This window comes from Streptococcus mitis, from assembly GCF_013305725.1.
Classification (GTDB): Bacteria; Bacillota; Bacilli; order Lactobacillales; family Streptococcaceae; genus Streptococcus; species Streptococcus mitis_BO.
In genome coordinates this window covers 1,558,221-1,575,250 of the sequence record NZ_CP047883.1, presented here as the reverse complement: position 1 = coordinate 1,575,250, position 17,030 = coordinate 1,558,221, and the positions used below count along the sequence as shown (strand labels likewise).

Annotated in this window: 15 protein-coding genes; 14 read left to right on the top strand and 1 reads right to left on the bottom strand. The window is 42.4% G+C overall.

The genetic code is table 11. The features are described from left to right. Positions 1–58: 58 nt before the first annotated feature. Entirely contained in the window at positions 59–2,281 is a 2,223-nt protein-coding gene (gene recJ, locus M594_RS07700; RefSeq protein WP_173876423.1) for a single-stranded-DNA-specific exonuclease RecJ, read from the top strand. Between the two features lie 47 nt (positions 2,282–2,328). Here the strand turns inward: recJ and M594_RS07695 are convergent. Next, a protein-coding gene (locus tag M594_RS07695; protein ID WP_173875850.1) for an IS3 family transposase occupies positions 2,329–3,677 on the bottom strand; the annotation gives its coding sequence in 2 pieces (ribosomal slippage) (positions 2,329–3,236 and positions 3,236–3,677; 1,350 coding nt in all). 214 nt (positions 3,678–3,891) lie between these two features. Between M594_RS07695 and M594_RS07690 the strand changes: the two genes are divergently transcribed. The 13 genes from M594_RS07690 to ldcB all read left to right on the top strand — a co-directional run bounded on the left by M594_RS07690 (position 3,892) and on the right by ldcB (position 16,944). Further along, on the top strand, positions 3,892–5,553 hold the full coding sequence (locus M594_RS07690; protein ID WP_000065614.1) for a ribonuclease J: 1,662 nt from the start codon (positions 3,892–3,894) through the stop codon (positions 5,551–5,553). 68 nt (positions 5,554–5,621) lie between these two features. After that, positions 5,622–6,401 (top strand): alpha/beta hydrolase, encoded by a 780-nt coding sequence (locus tag M594_RS07685; RefSeq protein WP_173876422.1) that lies wholly within the window; start codon positions 5,622–5,624, stop codon positions 6,399–6,401. A 62-nt stretch (positions 6,402–6,463) separates the two neighbouring features. Next, complete coding sequence (locus M594_RS07680) at positions 6,464–7,165, top strand: M57 family metalloprotease (protein WP_173876421.1); 702 nt, start codon at positions 6,464–6,466, stop codon at positions 7,163–7,165. Positions 7,166–7,203: 38 nt separating this feature from the next. Beyond that, positions 7,204–9,051, top strand: a complete 1,848-nt coding sequence (gene uvrC, locus M594_RS07675) for an excinuclease ABC subunit UvrC (RefSeq protein WP_173876420.1) — start codon at positions 7,204–7,206, stop codon at positions 9,049–9,051. Then, complete coding sequence (locus tag M594_RS07670) at positions 9,041–9,895, top strand: metallophosphoesterase family protein (protein WP_173876419.1); 855 nt, start codon at positions 9,041–9,043, stop codon at positions 9,893–9,895. The genes uvrC and M594_RS07670 overlap by 11 nt, the downstream gene beginning before the upstream one ends. Before the next feature lie 173 nt (positions 9,896–10,068). Next, on the top strand, positions 10,069–10,674 hold the full coding sequence (locus tag M594_RS07665; RefSeq protein WP_173876418.1) for a nitroreductase family protein: 606 nt from the start codon (positions 10,069–10,071) through the stop codon (positions 10,672–10,674). Between the two features lie 12 nt (positions 10,675–10,686). Next, positions 10,687–12,087 carry a dipeptidase PepV gene (gene pepV, locus M594_RS07660; RefSeq protein WP_173876417.1) on the top strand — a complete coding sequence of 467 codons (1,401 nt, stop codon included), beginning with the start codon at positions 10,687–10,689 and terminating at the stop codon, positions 12,085–12,087. A gap of 53 nt (positions 12,088–12,140) precedes the next feature. Beyond that, positions 12,141–12,719 carry a uracil-DNA glycosylase family protein gene (locus M594_RS07655; RefSeq protein ID WP_173876416.1) on the top strand — a complete coding sequence of 193 codons (579 nt, stop codon included), beginning with the start codon at positions 12,141–12,143 and terminating at the stop codon, positions 12,717–12,719. Positions 12,720–12,833: 114 nt separating this feature from the next. Next, complete coding sequence (locus M594_RS07650) at positions 12,834–13,121, top strand: rhodanese-like domain-containing protein (protein ID WP_173876415.1); 288 nt, start codon at positions 12,834–12,836, stop codon at positions 13,119–13,121. A gap of 171 nt (positions 13,122–13,292) precedes the next feature. Then, entirely contained in the window at positions 13,293–14,618 is a 1,326-nt protein-coding gene (brnQ, locus tag M594_RS07645) for a branched-chain amino acid transport system II carrier protein (protein ID WP_033685412.1), read from the top strand. A gap of 97 nt (positions 14,619–14,715) precedes the next feature. After that, on the top strand, positions 14,716–15,753 hold the full coding sequence (locus M594_RS07640; RefSeq protein ID WP_173876414.1) for a M42 family metallopeptidase: 1,038 nt from the start codon (positions 14,716–14,718) through the stop codon (positions 15,751–15,753). 1 nt (position 15,754) lies between these two features. Further along, positions 15,755–16,225: an HIT family protein gene (locus tag M594_RS07635; protein ID WP_049486833.1), complete on the top strand. Its 471-nt coding sequence runs from the start codon at positions 15,755–15,757 to the stop codon at positions 16,223–16,225. 2 nt (positions 16,226–16,227) lie between these two features. Next, entirely contained in the window at positions 16,228–16,944 is a 717-nt protein-coding gene (gene ldcB / locus M594_RS07630; protein ID WP_049486834.1) for an LD-carboxypeptidase LdcB/DacB, read from the top strand. Positions 16,945–17,030 lie beyond the last annotated feature (86 nt).

Genomic DNA, 17,030 nt, shown 5'->3' with positions numbered 1-17,030 from the left:
AACGTCTAAATCGTGTTATAATGAAGCGATAGAATTCTTAGAAAGAGTGGATGTCTTTTTGATAACACCTACTTATGAATGGCAGTTTGCCCCGCAAGTAGAAGATGCGGATTTTACAAAGATAGCCAAGAAGGCTGGATTGGGTCCTGAGGTGGCTCGGTTATTATTTGAAAGAGGAATTCAGGACCAAGAAAGTCTGAAGAAGTTTTTAGAGCCTTCCTTAGAGGACTTGCATGACCCTTATCTGCTCCATGATATGGATAAGGCAGTGGAACGGATTCGTCAGGCCATTGAAGAAGGGGAAAATATCCTCGTTTACGGTGATTATGATGCGGATGGTATGACTTCGGCTTCTATTGTTAAGGAAAGTTTGGAACAGCTTGGTGCTGAGTGCCGTGTTTACTTGCCCAATCGTTTTACCGACGGTTATGGACCTAATGCCAGTGTTTACAAATATTTTATCGAGCAAGAAGGAATTTCCTTGATTGTGACGGTGGATAACGGGGTTGCGGGTCACGAGGCTATTGAATTGGCCCAGTCTATGGGAGTAGATGTCATTGTGACTGACCACCATTCTATGCCTGAAACCTTACCAGATGCCTATGCTATTGTCCATCCTGAACATCCGGATGCGAACTATCCTTTCAAATATTTGGCTGGTTGTGGAGTTGCTTTCAAGCTGGCTTGTGCCCTTTTAGAAGAAGTACAAGTGGAATTGCTTGATTTGGTCGCTATTGGTACCATTGCTGATATGGTGAGTTTGACGGATGAAAACCGTATCTTGGTTCAGTATGGTCTGGAGATGTTGGGACATACCCAGCGCATTGGTCTGCAAGAAATGCTGGACATGGCTGGGATTGCTGCCAACGAAGTAACAGAAGAAACGGTTGGTTTCCAGATTGCCCCTCGTTTGAATGCCTTGGGCCGTTTGGATGATCCCAATCCTGCCATTGATTTGCTGACTGGCTTTGATGATGAGGAAGCACATGAGATTGCTCTCATGATTCATCAGAAAAACGAAGAGCGCAAGGAAATCGTCCAGTCTATCTATGAAGAAGCTAAGACCATGGTGGACCCTGAGAAGAAGGTCCAAGTCTTGGCTAAGGAAGGCTGGAATCCTGGAGTTCTGGGTATCGTTGCTGGTCGTTTGTTGGAAGAACTAGGACAGACAGTCATCGTTCTTAATATAGAAGACGGTCGTGCCAAGGGTAGTGCTCGTAGTGTGGAAGCGGTCGATATTTTTGAAGCCTTAGATCCTCATCGTGACCTCTTTATAGCCTTTGGTGGCCATGCTGGCGCAGCAGGAATGACGCTGGAAGTTGAAAAACTTTCAGATTTATCTCAAGTCTTGGAAGATTATGTTCGTGGAAAAGGCGCAGATGCTGCTGGCAAGAACAAGTTAAATCTAGATGAAGAACTGGATTTGGAGACACTTAGCTTGGAAACGGTCAAAAGTTTTGAACGTTTGGCACCCTTTGGAATGGACAATCAGAAACCTGTCTTTTATATTAAGGATTTTCAGGTCGAAAGTGCCCGGACTATGGGAGCAGGCAACGCCCATCTCAAGCTGAAAATTTCCAAGGGTGAGGCGAGTTTTGAAGTGGTAGCATTTGGACAAGGTAGATGGGCAACAGAATTTGCTCAAACCAAGAATCTAGAGCTGGCAGTTAAATTGTCTGTCAACCAATGGAATGGCCAAACTGCCCTCCAGTTGATGATGGTGGATGCGCGTGTGGAAGGTGTTCAACTCTTTAACATTCGTGGGAAAAATGCAGTCTTGCCAGAGGGAGTTCCAGTCTTGGATTTTGCTGGAGAACTGCCAAATCTGGCGGATAGTGAAGCTGTTATCGTAAAAACCGTTCCTGAGGATATTACTCAGCTGAAGACCATTTTTCAGGAACAGAATTTCTCTGCGGTCTATTTCAAAAATGATATTGACAAGGCCTACTATCTAACAGGTTATGGGACTAGAGAGCAGTTTGCCAAATTGTACAAGACCATCTACCAGTTTCCAGAGTTTGATATTCGCTACAAGCTGAAAGACTTGGCTGCTTATCTCAATATTCAACAAATCTTGCTGGTCAAGATGATTCAAGTGTTTGAAGAACTAAGCTTTGTGACGATCAAAGATGGTGTTATGAAGGTGAATAAAGAGGCACCGAAACGTGAAATCGGAGAAAGTCAGATTTACCAAAATCTCAAGCAAATCGTTAAAGACCAAGAAATGATGGCGCTGGGTACCGTGCAAGAAATTTATGACTTTTTGATGGAAAAAGAATAGACGTAGGAAAGAGTTGTGTACTGACCCCAAAAAGTTAGACAATTAATTTATCCAAAGGATTTAGTTCTGTATTGCACAGGACTGAGTCCTTTTAGTTTTACCTTAATTCGTTTATTGTTGTAGTAATCAATATAGTCTACAATGGCTTGTTCCAATTGCTTAAGCGACTGAAACGACTTCTCATAACCGTAAAACATTTCCGATTTCAGAATCCCAAAGAAGGACTCCATCATACCATTGTCTGAGCTGTTACCCTTACGTGACATGGATGCTTGAATTCCCTTACCCTCTAGAAACTGATGATAAGAATCGTGTTGGTATTGCCAGCCCTGGTCACTATGGAGAATCGTATTCTCGTAGTGTTTCTCTGTGAATGCCTGCTCCAACATCGTTTTTACTTGCTCTAAGTTGGGCGAAGTAGAAAGATGATAAGCAATAATTTCACTGTTAAATCCATCTAAAACAGGCGATAAATAGAGTTTCTGTGTGCTATTTGGAATGGCAAACTCTGTCACATCCGTATAGCACTTTTCCATTGGTTTCGATGCTTCAAACCGGCGTTGAATAAGGTTGTCTGCTTTCTTGCCAACATCTCCTTTATGAGAAGAATATTTTCGTTTCTGTCGCATTTTAGCTTGTAAATTGAGCACTTTCATCAAGCGTTGAACTCTTTTATGATTGACCACATAACCACGATTTCTTAATTCTAAATGAATCCGACGATAGCCATAATTTCCCTTGTGTTCGATAAAAATGGATTGAATTTTAGCTTTAAGCTCTTGGTCCTTATCTGGTTTGTCTAGCTGTTTCAAGTGATAGTAGTAGGTCGAACGAGCTAGTTTAATGGCTTTTAGAAGAATATTTAACGAAAACTCAGTCATTAATTCTTGAACAATTTCTGTCTTTCTTCTTTCTCTTTTTCCTCCTTCAAGCGGAGTTCTCTCAACTTTTTTAGGACAGCATTCTCCGCTCGCAGATACTCGTTTTCTGCTTGAAGGCGTTCTAACTCTGTCATCTCTTCGGGTTTCTTCTTTGGTTTACGTCCCATTTTAGGTACTCTCCCTCTTGTTTTCTCAACAATAGTATACCCGTTTTTCCTGTATTGTGCTAGCCAGTTAAGAAGTATCGTACGACTTGGGAGGCCGTATTCAAGAGAAACTCTATCTTTAGTCCAGCCTTCATGTAAGACTTTATGAATCATTTCTTGTTTTAAATCAGGAGAATAGTAACGATTTTTTCCTTTTTTGACGAACTCTATTCCGTAACGATCAATCAATTTAATCATATACCTAATATTAGAATTGTTTATCCCAAATTTATTTGAAAGCTTCTCTATGCTATATCCTTGTTTTCTAAGTTCATAGATCCGAACTTTATCATCATAAGTTAATTTCATAATAAAAACACTCCAAAAGTTAGATTTTTCTGTCTAACTTTTGGGGTGCAGTTCATTGGGCAACCAGCTCTTTTTTGAAAACAAATCTTCATTTTGAAAATCATCAAAAAAATGGTATAATGGTAGGAAAAGATTCGGCTAAAAGTAATAGTGCTTTTAGAATAAGAGGGCAAGCAACCCTATAATCAAGATAAACTAAGCTTTCGGAGGAAAAATGAGTAATATCAGTTTAACAACACTTGGTGGTGTACGTGAAAATGGGAAAAATATGTATATCGCTGAAATCGACGGGTCTATTTTCGTTTTGGATGCAGGTCTGAAATACCCTGAAAATGAACAACTAGGGGTGGACGTCGTTATTCCAAATATGGACTACCTTTTTGAAAATAGCGATCGTATTGCTGGGGTTTTCTTGACTCACGGGCATGCGGATGCCATTGGTGCTCTGCCTTATCTCTTGGCTGAAGCCAAGGTACCTGTATTTGGCTCTGAGTTGACCATTGAGTTGGCAAAACTCTTTGTCAAAGGAAATGACACAGTTAAGAAATTTAATGATTTTCATGTTATCGATGAGGATACGGAGATTGATTTTGGCGGGACTGTGGTGTCCTTCTTCCGTACGACCCACTCTATCCCAGAAAGTCTGGGTGTGGTCTTGAAGACAGCTGAAGGTAGCATCGTTTATACAGGTGACTTCAAATTTGACCAGACAGCTAGTGAATCTTATGCCACAGACTTTGCTCGTTTGGCAGAAATCGGTCGTGATGGAGTTCTAGCTCTTCTTAGCGATTCAGCCAATGCGGACAGTAATATCCAAGTGGCTAGCGAAAGTGAAGTTGGGGACGAGATCACTCAAACCATTTCGGACTGGGATGGTCGTATCATTGTTGCAGCAGTAGCCAGCAACCTCTCTCGTATCCAGCAGGTGTTTGACGCTGCGGATGCAACAGGCCGTCGTGTGGTCTTGACAGGATTCGATATTGAAAATATCGTCCGCACTGCTATTCGTCTTAAGAAATTGTCTCTAGCTAACGAAAGTCTTTTGATTAAACCAAAAGATATGTCTCGTTTTGAGGACCATGAGTTGATTATTCTTGAGACAGGCCGTATGGGTGAGCCTATCAACGGTCTTCGCAAGATGTCGATTGGTCGCCACCGTTATGTGGAAATCAAGGACGGTGACCTAGTTTATATTGTAACCACTCCATCTATCGCCAAAGAGGCAGTCATGGCGCGTGTGGAAAACATGATTTACCAAGCTGGAGGTGTTGTCAAACTGATCACCCAAAGCTTGCGTGTGTCAGGGCATGGAAATGCGCGTGATTTGCAGTTGATGATTAACCTCTTGCAACCCAAGTATCTCTTCCCAATTCAAGGGGAATACCGTGAGTTAGATGCCCATGCTAAGGCTGCTATGGCAGTTGGGATGCTACCGGAACGCATTTTTATCCCTAAAAAGGGAACTAGTATGGCTTATGAGAATGGTGACTTTGTCCCAGCTGGAGCAGTTTCAGCAGGAGATGTCTTGATTGATGGAAATGCCATTGGTGATGTTGGAAATGTGGTTCTTCGTGACCGTAAGGTTTTGTCAGAGGATGGTATTTTCATCGTCGCAATTACCGTTAACCGTCGTGAGAAGAAAATTGTAGCCAAGGCTCGTGTTCATACGCGCGGATTTGTTTATCTCAAGAAGAGTCGCGATATTCTCCGTGAAAGTTCAGAATTGATTAACCAAACGGTAGAAGACTATCTGCAAGGAGATGACTTTGACTGGGCAGATCTTAAAGGGAAGGTTCGTGATAATCTGACCAAGTACCTATTTGATCAAACCAAGCGTCGTCCAGCTATTTTACCAGTAGTCATGGAAGCAAAATAATCTTTGAAATAAATAGAGAGAAAGTCGAATTTCGGCTTTTTCTTATCGGAAAATAGAAGGAGAAAATCATGGCAGTAATGAAAATTGAGTATTACTCACAAGTTTTGGATATGGAGTGGGGAGTGAATGTTCTTTACCCCGATGCCAATCGAGTGGAAGAACCAGATTGTAAAGATATTCCCGTCTTGTACCTCTTGCACGGGATGTCTGGCAACCATAATAGCTGGCTCAAGCGGACCAATGTAGAACGCTTGCTTCGAGGAACCAATCTCATCGTTGTCATGCCTAATACCAGCAATGGTTGGTACACCGATACCCAGTATGGTTTTGACTATTACACAGCTCTAGCAGAAGAATTGCCACAGGTTTTGAAACGCTTCTTCCCTAATATGACCAGCAAGCGTGAAAAGACCTTTATCGCTGGTCTATCTATGGGAGGTTACGGCTGTTTTAAACTGGCTCTTGCTACAAATCGTTTCTCTCGTGCAGCTAGCTTTTCAGGCGCCCTTAGTTTTCAAGATTTTTCTCCTGAAAGCCAAAATCTGGGGACACCAGCTTACTGGAGAGGTGTTTTTGGAGAGATTAAAGATTGGACAACTAGTCCCTATTCGCTTGAAAGTCTGGCTAAAAAATCGGATAAAAAGACCAAGCTGTGGGCTTGGTGTGGCGAGCAGGATTTCTTGTACGAAGCCAATAATCTCGCAGTGAAAAATCTCAAAAAACTGGGCTTTAATGTGACCTATAGGCATAGTGCTGGAACTCACGAGTGGTACTACTGGGAAAAACAATTGGAACGGTTCTTAGCAACCCTACCGATTGATTTCAAATTAGAAGAGAGATTGTCATAATTTAGCTTTCTTTCAGCTTGTTTTAGTAAAATAGCTTTTATTTGCTAGAAAGGTGGAGGGATATGCGCTGGATTTTTCGTTTGATTGGGGCTTTCTTTTCTTTTGTGTGGCGTTTGTTTTGGCGTCTAGTTTGGATAGCTTTTCTTTTGTGTGCTTTTGCTTTTGGACTTCTCTGGTATCTGAACGGGGATTTTCAAGGAGCGCTAAAGCAAGCAGAACGGTCAGTAAAAATTGGTCAACAAAGTATCGACCAATGGGAAAAAACAGGGCAACTGCCTAAGTTGAACCAGACAGATAGCCACCAACATTCTGAAGGAAGGTGGCCACAGGCTTCTGCTCGTATTTACTTGGATCCCCAGATGGATTCACGCTTTCAAGAAGCTTATGTAGAAGCGATTCAGAATTGGAATCAAACTGGTGCTTTTAGCTTTGAAATTGTCACCGAGTCCAGCAAGGTAGATATCTTGGCTACGGAGATGAATGACGGAGGTACTCCTGTGGCAGGAGAGGCAGAAAGTCAGACCAATCTCTTAACAGGGCAATTTTTATCCGTAACGGTGCGTCTGAATCACTATTATCTGTCCAATCCTAACTATGGCTATTCCTATGAGCGTATTGTCCATACGGCAGAACATGAGTTGGGTCATGCGATTGGCTTGGACCATACAGATGAGAAGTCTGTCATGCAACCAGCAGGTTCCTTTTATGGTATCCAGAAAGAGGATGTTGAAAGACTTCGAAAATTATATGAGACCAATGAGTAGGGAACTATCTTTCCCTACTTTTTTGTTATAATGGAACTATGAATAACTTGATTAAATCAAAACTAGAGCTCTTGCCGACCAGCCCTGGTTGCTACATTCACAAGGATAAAAACGGTACCATTATCTATGTAGGAAAGGCTAAAAATCTGCGTAACCGCGTGAGGTCTTATTTCCGTGGAAGTCATGATACCAAAACAGAGGCCTTGGTGTCTGAAATTGTGGATTTTGAATTTATCGTTACGGAGTCTAATATTGAGGCACTTCTCCTAGAAATCAATCTGATCAAGGAAAATAAGCCTAAGTACAATATCATGCTCAAGGATGATAAGTCTTATCCTTTCATCAAAATTACCAATGAGCGCTATCCTCGTTTGATTATCACCCGTCAGGTCAAGAAGGATGGAGGTCTCTATTTTGGTCCCTATCCAGATGTGGGAGCAGCCAATGAAATCAAGCGACTACTGGATCGGATTTTCCCTTTTCGTAAGTGTACCAATCCTCCTTCTAAGGTTTGTTTTTATTACCATATCGGTCAATGTATGGCCCACACTATCTGTAAGAAGGATGAGTCCTACTTCAAGTCTATGGCTCAGGAGGTTTCTGATTTCCTAAAAGGGCAAGATGACAAAATCATTGATGACCTAAAGGGCAAGATGGAAACGGCAGCCCAGACTATGGAATTTGAACGTGCGGCGGAATACCGTGACCTAATTCAAGCCATTGGAACGCTTCGAACCAAGCAACGGGTCATGGCCAAGGATCTCCAAAATCGGGATGTCTTTGGTTACTATGCGGACAAGGGATGGATGTGTGTTCAGGTTTTCTTTGTCCGTCAGGGAAAGCTTATTGAGCGCGATGTCAATCTTTTCCCTTATTATAATGATCCGGATGAGGACTTCTTGACCTACGTGGGACAATTCTATCAAGAAAAATCCCACCTGGTTCCCAATGAGGTACTAATTCCGCGGGATATTGACGAAGAAGCTGTCAAGGCTTTGGTAGACACCAAGATTCTTAAGCCTCAGCGTGGAGAGAAAAAGCAACTGGTCAATTTGGCTATAAAGAATGCTCGAGTCAGTCTAGAGCAGAAGTTCAATTTGTTAGAAAAATCTGTCGAAAAGACACAAGGAGCTATTGAAAATCTAGGACGCTTGCTCCAAATTCCGACCCCAGTCCGCATCGAATCCTTCGATAACTCCAACATCATGGGAACTAGCCCTGTTTCTGCCATGGTGGTCTTTGTCAACGGAAAACCTAGTAAGAAGGATTACCGTAAGTATAAAATCAAGACCGTAGTCGGGCCAGACGACTATGCCAGTATGAGAGAAGTCATTCGCAGGCGCTATGGTCGAGTACAGCGTGAGGGATTAACGCCACCGGACTTGATTGTCATTGATGGGGGACAGGGTCAAGTTAATATCGCCAAGCAAGTCATCCAAGAGGAGCTGGGCTTGGATATTCCAATTGCTGGGCTTCAAAAGAACGACAAGCATCAAACCCATGAGCTGCTCTTCGGAGATCCGCTTGAGGTGGTGGAGTTATCTCGTAATTCTCAGGAATTTTTCCTTTTGCAACGCATTCAAGATGAGGTGCACCGCTTTGCCATTACTTTCCACCGCCAACTGCGCTCCAAAAATTCCTTTTCTTCACAACTGGATGGAATTGACGGTCTGGGACCTAAACGCAAGCAGAATCTCATGAAACATTTCAAGTCTCTGACTAAAATCAAGGAAGCCAGTGTGGATGAGATTGTCGAAGTTGGAGTACCGAGAGCAGTAGCAGAGGCTGTGCAAAGAAAGTTGAACCCGCAGGAAGAAGTGGAATTAGCTCAAGTGGCGGAAGAAAGAGTAGATTATCAAACAGAAGGAGATCATCATGAACCATAAAATCGCAATTTTATCAGATATTCATGGCAATGCGACGGCCTTAGAAGCAGTGATCGCAGATGCTAAAAATCAAGGAGTCAGTGAATACTGGCTTCTGGGAGATATTTTTCTTCCTGGTCCAGGTGCGAATGACTTGGTCGCCCTGCTAAAGGACCTTCCTATCACAGCCAGTGTTCGAGGCAATTGGGATGATCGTGTCCTTGAGGCCTTGGATGGCGAATATGGTTTGGAACATCCGAAAGAAATCCAGTCAATGCGCATGACCCAGTTTTTGATGGAGCGAATGGATCCTGCAACGATTGTCTGGCTACGAAGCTTGCCTTTGCTGGAAAAGAAAGAAGTTGAGGGACTACGCTTTTCTATCTCTCATAATTTACCTGACAAAAACTATGGTGGGGACCTACTGGTTGGGAATGATACAGAAAAATTTGACCAACTGCTAGATGCTGAAACGGACGTAGCAGTCTATGGTCATGTCCACAAGCAGTTGCTTCGTTATGGCAGTCAAGGGCAACAAATCATCAATCCAGGGTCGATTGGCATGCCCTATTTTAATTGGGAGGCGTTAAAAAATCACCGTGCCCAGTATGCCGTGATAGAAGTTGAAGATGGGGACTTGGTAAATATTCTATTTCGTAAAGTCGCTTATGATTACGAGGCTGAGTTAGAATTGGCCAAGTCCAAGGGACTTCCCTTTATCGAAATGTATGAAGAGCTACGAAGAGAAGACAACTATCAGGGGCACAATCTAGAACTATTAGCAAGCTTAATAGAAAAGCATGGGTATGTAGAGGATGTGAAGGATTTCTTGGAGGCTATAAAGTCAGAATATAAGATAGACTAGTTTCTTTAAGTAACTGAAAATTAATTGGAACTGGATGAGGGGCTTCCTTATTTAAATGATTTTCTTCATTCGGTTGCTCATCCTTGTTCCAGTTTGTCTCTACGAAAAATCCCTGCAACCTCTTTCAAATTATGGTAGAATGGAAGCAGTAGAATTAGAAAAGGAAATCGATTATGAAATTTCTTGAATTAAATAAAAAACGTCATGCAACTAAGCATTTCACTGATAAGCCAGTTGATCCAAAAGATGTGCGTACGGCTATCGAAATTGCAACCTTGGCACCAAGTGCCCACAACAGCCAGCCTTGGAAATTTGTGGTGGTACGTGAGAAAAATGCTGAACTGGCAAAATTGGCTTACGGTTCAAACTTTGAACAGGTATCATCAGCGCCTGTAACTATTGCCTTGTTTACAGACACAGATTTGGCTAAACGTGCTCGTAAGATTGCCCGAGTTGGTGGTGCTAACAATTTCTCAGAAGAACAACTACAATACTTCATGAAAAATTTGCCTGCTGAATTTGCACGTTACAATGAACAACAGGTCAGCGACTACCTAGCCCTCAATGCAGGTTTGGTTGCTATGAACTTGGTTCTGGCTCTTACAGACCAAGGAATTGGCTCAAATCTTATACTTGGTTTTGACAAATCAAAAGTCAACGAAGTTTTGGATATCGAAGAACGTTTCCGCCCAGAACTCTTGATTACAGTAGGTTATACGGACGAGAAATTAGAACCAAGCTACCGCTTGCCAGTAGATGAAATCATCGAGAAAAGATAGAAGGAAGATAATATGACAGCAATTGATTTTACAGCAGAAGTAGAAAAACGCAAAGAAGACCTTTTGGCTGACTTGTTTAGCCTTTTGGAAATCAACTCAGAACGTGATGATAGCAAGATTGATGCCCAGCATCCATTTGGACCTGGTCCAGTAAAAGCCTTGGAGAAATTCCTTGAAATCGCAGACCGTGATGGCTATCCAACTAAGAATGTCGATAACTATGCAGGACATTTTGAGTTTGGTGATGGAGAAGAAGTTCTCGGAATCTTTGCCCACATGGATGTGGTGCCAGCTGGTAGCGGTTGGGACACAGATCCTTACACGCCAACTATCAAAGACGGTCGCCTTTATGCGCGTGGAGCTTCGGACGACAAGGGACCTACAACAGCTTGCTACTATGGTTTGAAAATCATCAAAGAATTGGGCCTTCCAACTTCTAAGAAGGTTCGTTTCATCGTCGGAACAGACGAAGAATCAGGCTGGGCAGATATGGACTACTACTTCGAGCACGTAGGACTTGCGAAACCAGATTTTGGTTTCTCTCCAGACGCTGAATTCCCAATCATCAACGGTGAAAAAGGAAACATTACAGAATATCTACATTTTGCAGGTGAAAATACAGGTGCAGCCCGTCTTCACAGCTTTAAAGGTGGTTTACGTGAAAATATGGTACCAGAATCAGCAACAGCAGTCGTTTCAGGTGATTTGGCTGACTTGCAAGCTAAACTAGATGCCTTTGTTGCAGAACACAAACTTAGAGGAGAACTCCAAGAAGAAGCTGGCCAATACAAGGTGACGATTATTGGTAAATCAGCCCACGGTGCTATGCCTGCTTCAGGCATCAATGGTGCGACTTACCTAGCCCTCTTCCTTAGCCAGTTTGACTTTGCTGGTCCAGCCAAAGACTACCTTGACATCGCTGGTAAAATTCTCTTGAACGACCATGAGGGTGAAAATCTCAAGATTGCTCATGTGGATGAAAAGATGGGTGCTCTTTCTATGAATGCCGGCGTCTTCCGCTTCGATGAAACAAGTGCTGACAATACCATTGCCCTTAATATCCGCTATCCAAAAGGAACAAGTCCAGAGCAAATCAAGTCAATCCTTGAAAACTTGCCAGTTGCTTCTGTTAGCCTTTCTGAACACGGTCACACGCCTCACTATGTTCCAATGGAAGATCCACTTGTGCAAACCTTGTTGAATGTTTATGAAAAACAAACTGGTCTTAAAGGTCACGAGCAAGTCATCGGTGGTGGAACCTTTGGTCGCTTGCTAGAACGCGGAGTTGCCTATGGTGCCATGTTCCCAGACTCAATTGACACCATGCACCAAGCCAATGAATTTATCGCCTTGGATGATCTCTTCCGAGCTGCAGCAATCTATGCCGAAGCTATTTACGAATTGATCAAATAAAACGATAGAAGTCTGAGATTGTATGCTTAGACTTCTTTTTGGAGGGAAAGTAGATGTCTCAAATCGAAAGAATCAAGCAGGCTATTATGTTAGATCCACAGAATGCTACCTATACAGAGCGTGGTATTGAGCCTCTCTTTGCAGCGCCAAAGACTGCTCGCATCAATATCATCGGTCAAGCGCCTGGTCTTAAAACTCAAGAAGCAGGCCTTTACTGGAAGGACAAAAGTGGTGACCGCTTGCGTGAGTGGCTAGGTGTGGATGAAGATACTTTTTACAATTCAGGTTATTTTGCTGTTCTGCCTATGGATTTCTACTTTCCAGGGCATGGCAAGTCAGGTGACCTGCCACCTCGAGCTGGCTTTGCCGAAAAATGGCATCCGCAGCTCTTGCAAGAATTACCAGATATCCAATTAACACTCTTGATTGGCCAGTACGCCCAAGCCTACTATTTACATGAGAAAATCAGTGGCAAGGTGACAGAACGGGTAAAACATTACCAGAACTACTTGCCAACCTATTTTCCACTGGTACACCCCTCACCGCGAAATCAAATCTGGATGGCCAAAAATCCTTGGTTTGAGTCAGAAGTGGTGCCAGAGTTGAAAAAAAGAATTAAAACCATTTTATAGTCAATGAAAATCAAAGAACAAACTAGGAAGCTAGCTGCAGGCTGTACTTGAGTACGGTAAGGCGACGCTGACGTGGTTTGAATTTGATTTTCGAAGAGTATTAGGAGAAAAAGAATGAAAGAAATAACCTTTGACGCATTTTACCAGCTTTACCAAAACGACCAACTTTCTTTAGTGGACGTGAGAGAAGTGGATGAGTTTGAAGCTCTTCATTTAGACGGTGCCCAGAATCTTCCTCTGAGTCAATTAGCCGATATCTATGATCAATTGGACAAGGATCAGTTACATTATGTTATTTGTAAATCTGGAATTAGATCAGCGCGTGCTTGCCAATTCTTATCAGAACAAGGTTATGAGGTTATCAATGTACAAGGTGGCATGATGGCCTTTGAAGAACTTTAAACAGTAGAATTTTCTCCTACTTGGTGTGGACTGGGTAGGAGAATTTTATTTTTAGATAATTCTCATTTTTAAGAATCTTGAAAACATTCAATATTTACTTCGTGAAGCTTTTTTCATACTCTTATTCATGATATACTAGGTCAGTATTTTATAAATATGAAGGAGATTTACATGGCTAAAAAAGGTGCCCTAACAGGTTTACTCCTGTTTGGAATATTTTTTGGTGCGGGGAACTTGATTTTTCCGCCTTCTCTAGGTGCTCTATCTGGAGAACATTTTCTTCCTGCCATTGCAGGTTTTGTCTTTTCAGGCGTTGGTATCGCCGTCTTGACTCTTATTATTGGAACGCTAAATCCTAAAGGATATATCTACGAGATTTCAACGAAGATAGCGCCTTGGTTTGCGACTCTTTACCTCTCAGTTCTTTACTTGTCAATCGGTCCATTCTTTGCTATTCCACGTACTGCTACAACAGCTTACGAAGTAGGGATTAGCCCCCTTTTATCGGATGCAAATAAAGGACTTGGCTTGATTGTCTTTACTGTTCTGTATTTTGCAGCAGCCTATCTAATCTCGCTTAATCCATCAAAAATCTTGGACCGTATCGGCCGTATTTTAACGCCAGTCTTTGCGATTTTGATTGTTATCTTGGTTGTCCTAGGAGCTTTCAAATACGGTGGAACAAGTCCTCAAGCTGCTTCAGCTGCTTATCAAGCTTCTGCCTTTGGTACAGGTTTCCTAGAAGGTTATAATACCTTGGACGCTCTTGCTTCAGTTGCCTTTAGCGTAATCGCAGTTCAAACCTTGAAACAACTTGGATTTTCAAGTAAGAAAGAATACATTTCAACCATTTGGGTTGTTGGTATCGTTGTTGCCCTTGCCTTCAGCGCTCTTTACATCGGTTTAGGTTTCCTTGGAAATCATTTCCCAGTACCAGCTGAAGCGATGAAAGGTGGAACACCAGGTGTTTATATTTTGTCACAAGCCACTCAAGAAATCTTTGGCTCAACAGCTCAACTCTTCCTTGCAGCTATGGTTACCGTAACCTGCTTCACAACAACGGTTGGTTTGATTGTGTCAACAGCTGAATTCTTTAATGAGCGCTTCCCACAAATCAGCTACAAGGTTTATGCTACAGCCTTTACCTTGATTGGATTTGCCATTGCCAATTTGGGTCTTGATGCGATTATCAAGTACTCAATCCCTGTACTGGTTATCTTGTACCCAATCACGATTGCTATCGTTATGATTGTCATTGTCAACAAATTTGTAGCTCTTTCAAAACCAGGTATGCAGTTGACAATTGCTGTGGTTACAGCCATTGCCATTGCAAGCGTACTAGGAAGCTCATTTAAAGTTGAGTTTCTTGCAAATCTTGTCAACGCTCTTCCTTTTGCCAAGGCATCACTCCCATGGTTAGTACCAGCCGTTGTCGGAATCTTGCTCTCATTGGTTCTACCAAACAAGCAAGAAAGCGATGTTTTTGAAATGGAATAATCATTAAAATCACTTTTGTAGTCAAGGCTACAGGAGTGATTTTCTTTTTTTATCCGATGATAAATGTGTTATAATAGGTAGCAAAAGAGGTGAAGAAATGAATCAAACAGTAGAATATATCAAAGAACTGACAGCTATTGCATCGCCAACGGGCTTCACTCGTGAGATTTCGGACTATTTAGTCAAGACTCTAGAAGGTTTTGGTTACCAGCCGGTTCGCACAGCCAAGGGCGGTGTCAATGTGACTATCAAAGGTCAAAATGATGAGCAACAACGCTATGTGACTGCCCATGTAGATACGCTGGGTGCTATTGTCCGTGCGGTCAAACCAGACGGCCGTCTCAAGTTGGACCGTATCGGTGGTTTTCCTTGGAACATGATTGAAGGTGAAAACTGTACCGTTCATGTGGCTAGTACAGGTGAAAAAGTATCAGGGACGGTCCTTATCCACCAAACTTCTTGCCATGTTTATAAGGATGCAGGGACTGCAGAACGCACGCAAGACAATATGGAAGTGCGTTTGGATGCAAAAGTAACCAGTGAAAAAGAAACTCGTGCCTTGGGAATTGAAGTCGGTGATTTTATCAGCTTTGACCCACGAACCGTCGTGACAGAGACAGGTTTTATCAAGTCTCGTCATTTGGACGATAAGGTCAGCGCAGCGATTTTGCTTAACCTGCTTCGTATTTATAGGGAAGAGAAGATTGAGTTGCCTGTAACAACCCATTTTGCTTTTTCAGTCTTTGAAGAAGTGGGCCACGGTGCTAATTCTAATATCCCTGCTCAGGTAGTTGAATATCTGGCTGTGGATATGGGAGCTATGGGAGATGACCAGCAAACAGATGAGTACACAGTGTCTATCTGTGTCAAGGATGCTTCAGGGCCTTATCACTATGACTTCCGTCAACATTTAGTTGCTTTGGCTAAAGAGCAAGATATTCCATTTAAGCTGGATATCTATCCATTTTATGGTTCGGACGCTTCAGCAGCTATGTCTGCAGGGGCAGAAGTCAAACACGCCCTTCTCGGTGCTGGTATCGAGTCTAGTCATTCTTATGAGCGTACTCATATTGACTCGGTGGTCGCAACGGAACGTATGGTTGATGCTTATCTTAAGAGCGCATTGGTAGACTAATATGTGTTTGATTTGCCAGAGAATTGAGCTCATCAAGAAGGGAGAAAATCCCTATTTTGTCAAAGAGTTGGAAACAGGCTATCTTGTGATTGGAGACCACCAGTATTTTGCAGGCTATAGTCTCTTTCTAGCCAAGGAACATGTCACCGAATTGCACCATTTGAAAAAGGAGACAAGACTCCGTTTTCTAGAAGAAATGAGTGTGGTCCAAGAGGCAGTTGCCAAGGCCTTTGCTGCTGAGAAAATGAATATCGAACTGCTAGGAAATGGCGATGCCCATCTTCATTGGCATCTGTTTCCTAGACGAAGAGGTGACATGAATGGTCACGGTCTCAAGGAACGTGGTCCAGTCTGGTGGGTTCCTTTTGAAGAAATGACAGCAGAAACCTGCCAAGCAAAACCTGATGAGATTAAAAGATTAGTCAAACGATTATCGTTAGAAGTAGATAAATTATTAGAAATAAAGGAGTAGAAATGAAAAAAAGATACCTTATCTTGACAGCTTTGCTAGCCTTGAGTCTAGCAGCTTGTTCACAAGAAAAAGCAAAAAATGAAGATGGCTCAGCTAAGACAGAGCAAACTGCTAAAGCTGATGGAACAGTCGGCAGTAAGTCTAAAGGAGCTGCCCAGAAAAAAGCAGAAGTGGTTAACAAAGGAGACTATTACAGCATTCAAGGGAAATACGATGAAATCATCGTAGCCAATAAACACTATCCATTGTCAAAAGACTACAATCCAGGGGAAAATCCAACAGCCAAGGCTGAGTTGGTCAAACTCATCAAAGCTATGCAAGAGGCAGGATTCCCGATTAGTGATCATTACAGTGGTTTTAGAAGTTATGAAACTCAGACCAAGCTCTATCAAGATTATGTCAACCAAGATGGGAAGGCAGCAGCTGACCGTTATTCTGCTCGACCTGGCTATAGTGAACATCAGACAGGCTTGGCCTTTGATGTGATTGGGACAAATGGTGATTTGGTGACAGAAGAAAAAGCGGCCCAATGGCTCTTGGATCATGCGGCTGATTATGGTTTTGTTGTCCGTTATCTCAAAGGCAAGGAAAAGGAAACAGGCTATATGGCTGAAGAATGGCACCTTCGTTATGTCGGAAAAGAAGCCAAAGAAATTGCTGAGACTGGACTCAGTCTGGAAGAATATTACGGCTTTGAAGGCGGAGATTACGTCGATTAAAAAATAAACTTTTCTCTTGCAATTATAGATAAATAGTGTATAATAGATGAGTATGTGTAAAGCATACTTGTGGGAGGTAAAAATCT

What these genes read in the sequence shown, in the direction of transcription:
- brnQ (WP_033685412.1), top strand. Translation starts at nt 13,293, where the DNA reads ATGGCTAAAAAAGGTGCCCTAACAGGTTTACTCCTGTTTGGAATATTT.
- M594_RS07690 (WP_000065614.1), top strand. Translation starts at nt 3,892, where the DNA reads ATGAGTAATATCAGTTTAACAACACTTGGTGGTGTACGTGAAAATGGG.
- M594_RS07670 (WP_173876419.1), top strand. Translation starts at nt 9,041, where the DNA reads ATGAACCATAAAATCGCAATTTTATCAGATATTCATGGCAATGCGACG.
- M594_RS07685 (WP_173876422.1), top strand. Translation starts at nt 5,622, where the DNA reads ATGGCAGTAATGAAAATTGAGTATTACTCACAAGTTTTGGATATGGAG.
- uvrC (WP_173876420.1), top strand. Translation starts at nt 7,204, where the DNA reads ATGAATAACTTGATTAAATCAAAACTAGAGCTCTTGCCGACCAGCCCT.
- M594_RS07665 (WP_173876418.1), top strand. Translation starts at nt 10,069, where the DNA reads ATGAAATTTCTTGAATTAAATAAAAAACGTCATGCAACTAAGCATTTC.
- M594_RS07655 (WP_173876416.1), top strand. Translation starts at nt 12,141, where the DNA reads ATGTCTCAAATCGAAAGAATCAAGCAGGCTATTATGTTAGATCCACAG.
- ldcB (WP_049486834.1), top strand. Translation starts at nt 16,228, where the DNA reads ATGAAAAAAAGATACCTTATCTTGACAGCTTTGCTAGCCTTGAGTCTA.
- M594_RS07640 (WP_173876414.1), top strand. Translation starts at nt 14,716, where the DNA reads ATGAATCAAACAGTAGAATATATCAAAGAACTGACAGCTATTGCATCG.
- M594_RS07650 (WP_173876415.1), top strand. Translation starts at nt 12,834, where the DNA reads ATGAAAGAAATAACCTTTGACGCATTTTACCAGCTTTACCAAAACGAC.
- pepV (WP_173876417.1), top strand. Translation starts at nt 10,687, where the DNA reads ATGACAGCAATTGATTTTACAGCAGAAGTAGAAAAACGCAAAGAAGAC.
- M594_RS07635 (WP_049486833.1), top strand. Translation starts at nt 15,755, where the DNA reads ATGTGTTTGATTTGCCAGAGAATTGAGCTCATCAAGAAGGGAGAAAAT.
- M594_RS07680 (WP_173876421.1), top strand. Translation starts at nt 6,464, where the DNA reads ATGCGCTGGATTTTTCGTTTGATTGGGGCTTTCTTTTCTTTTGTGTGG.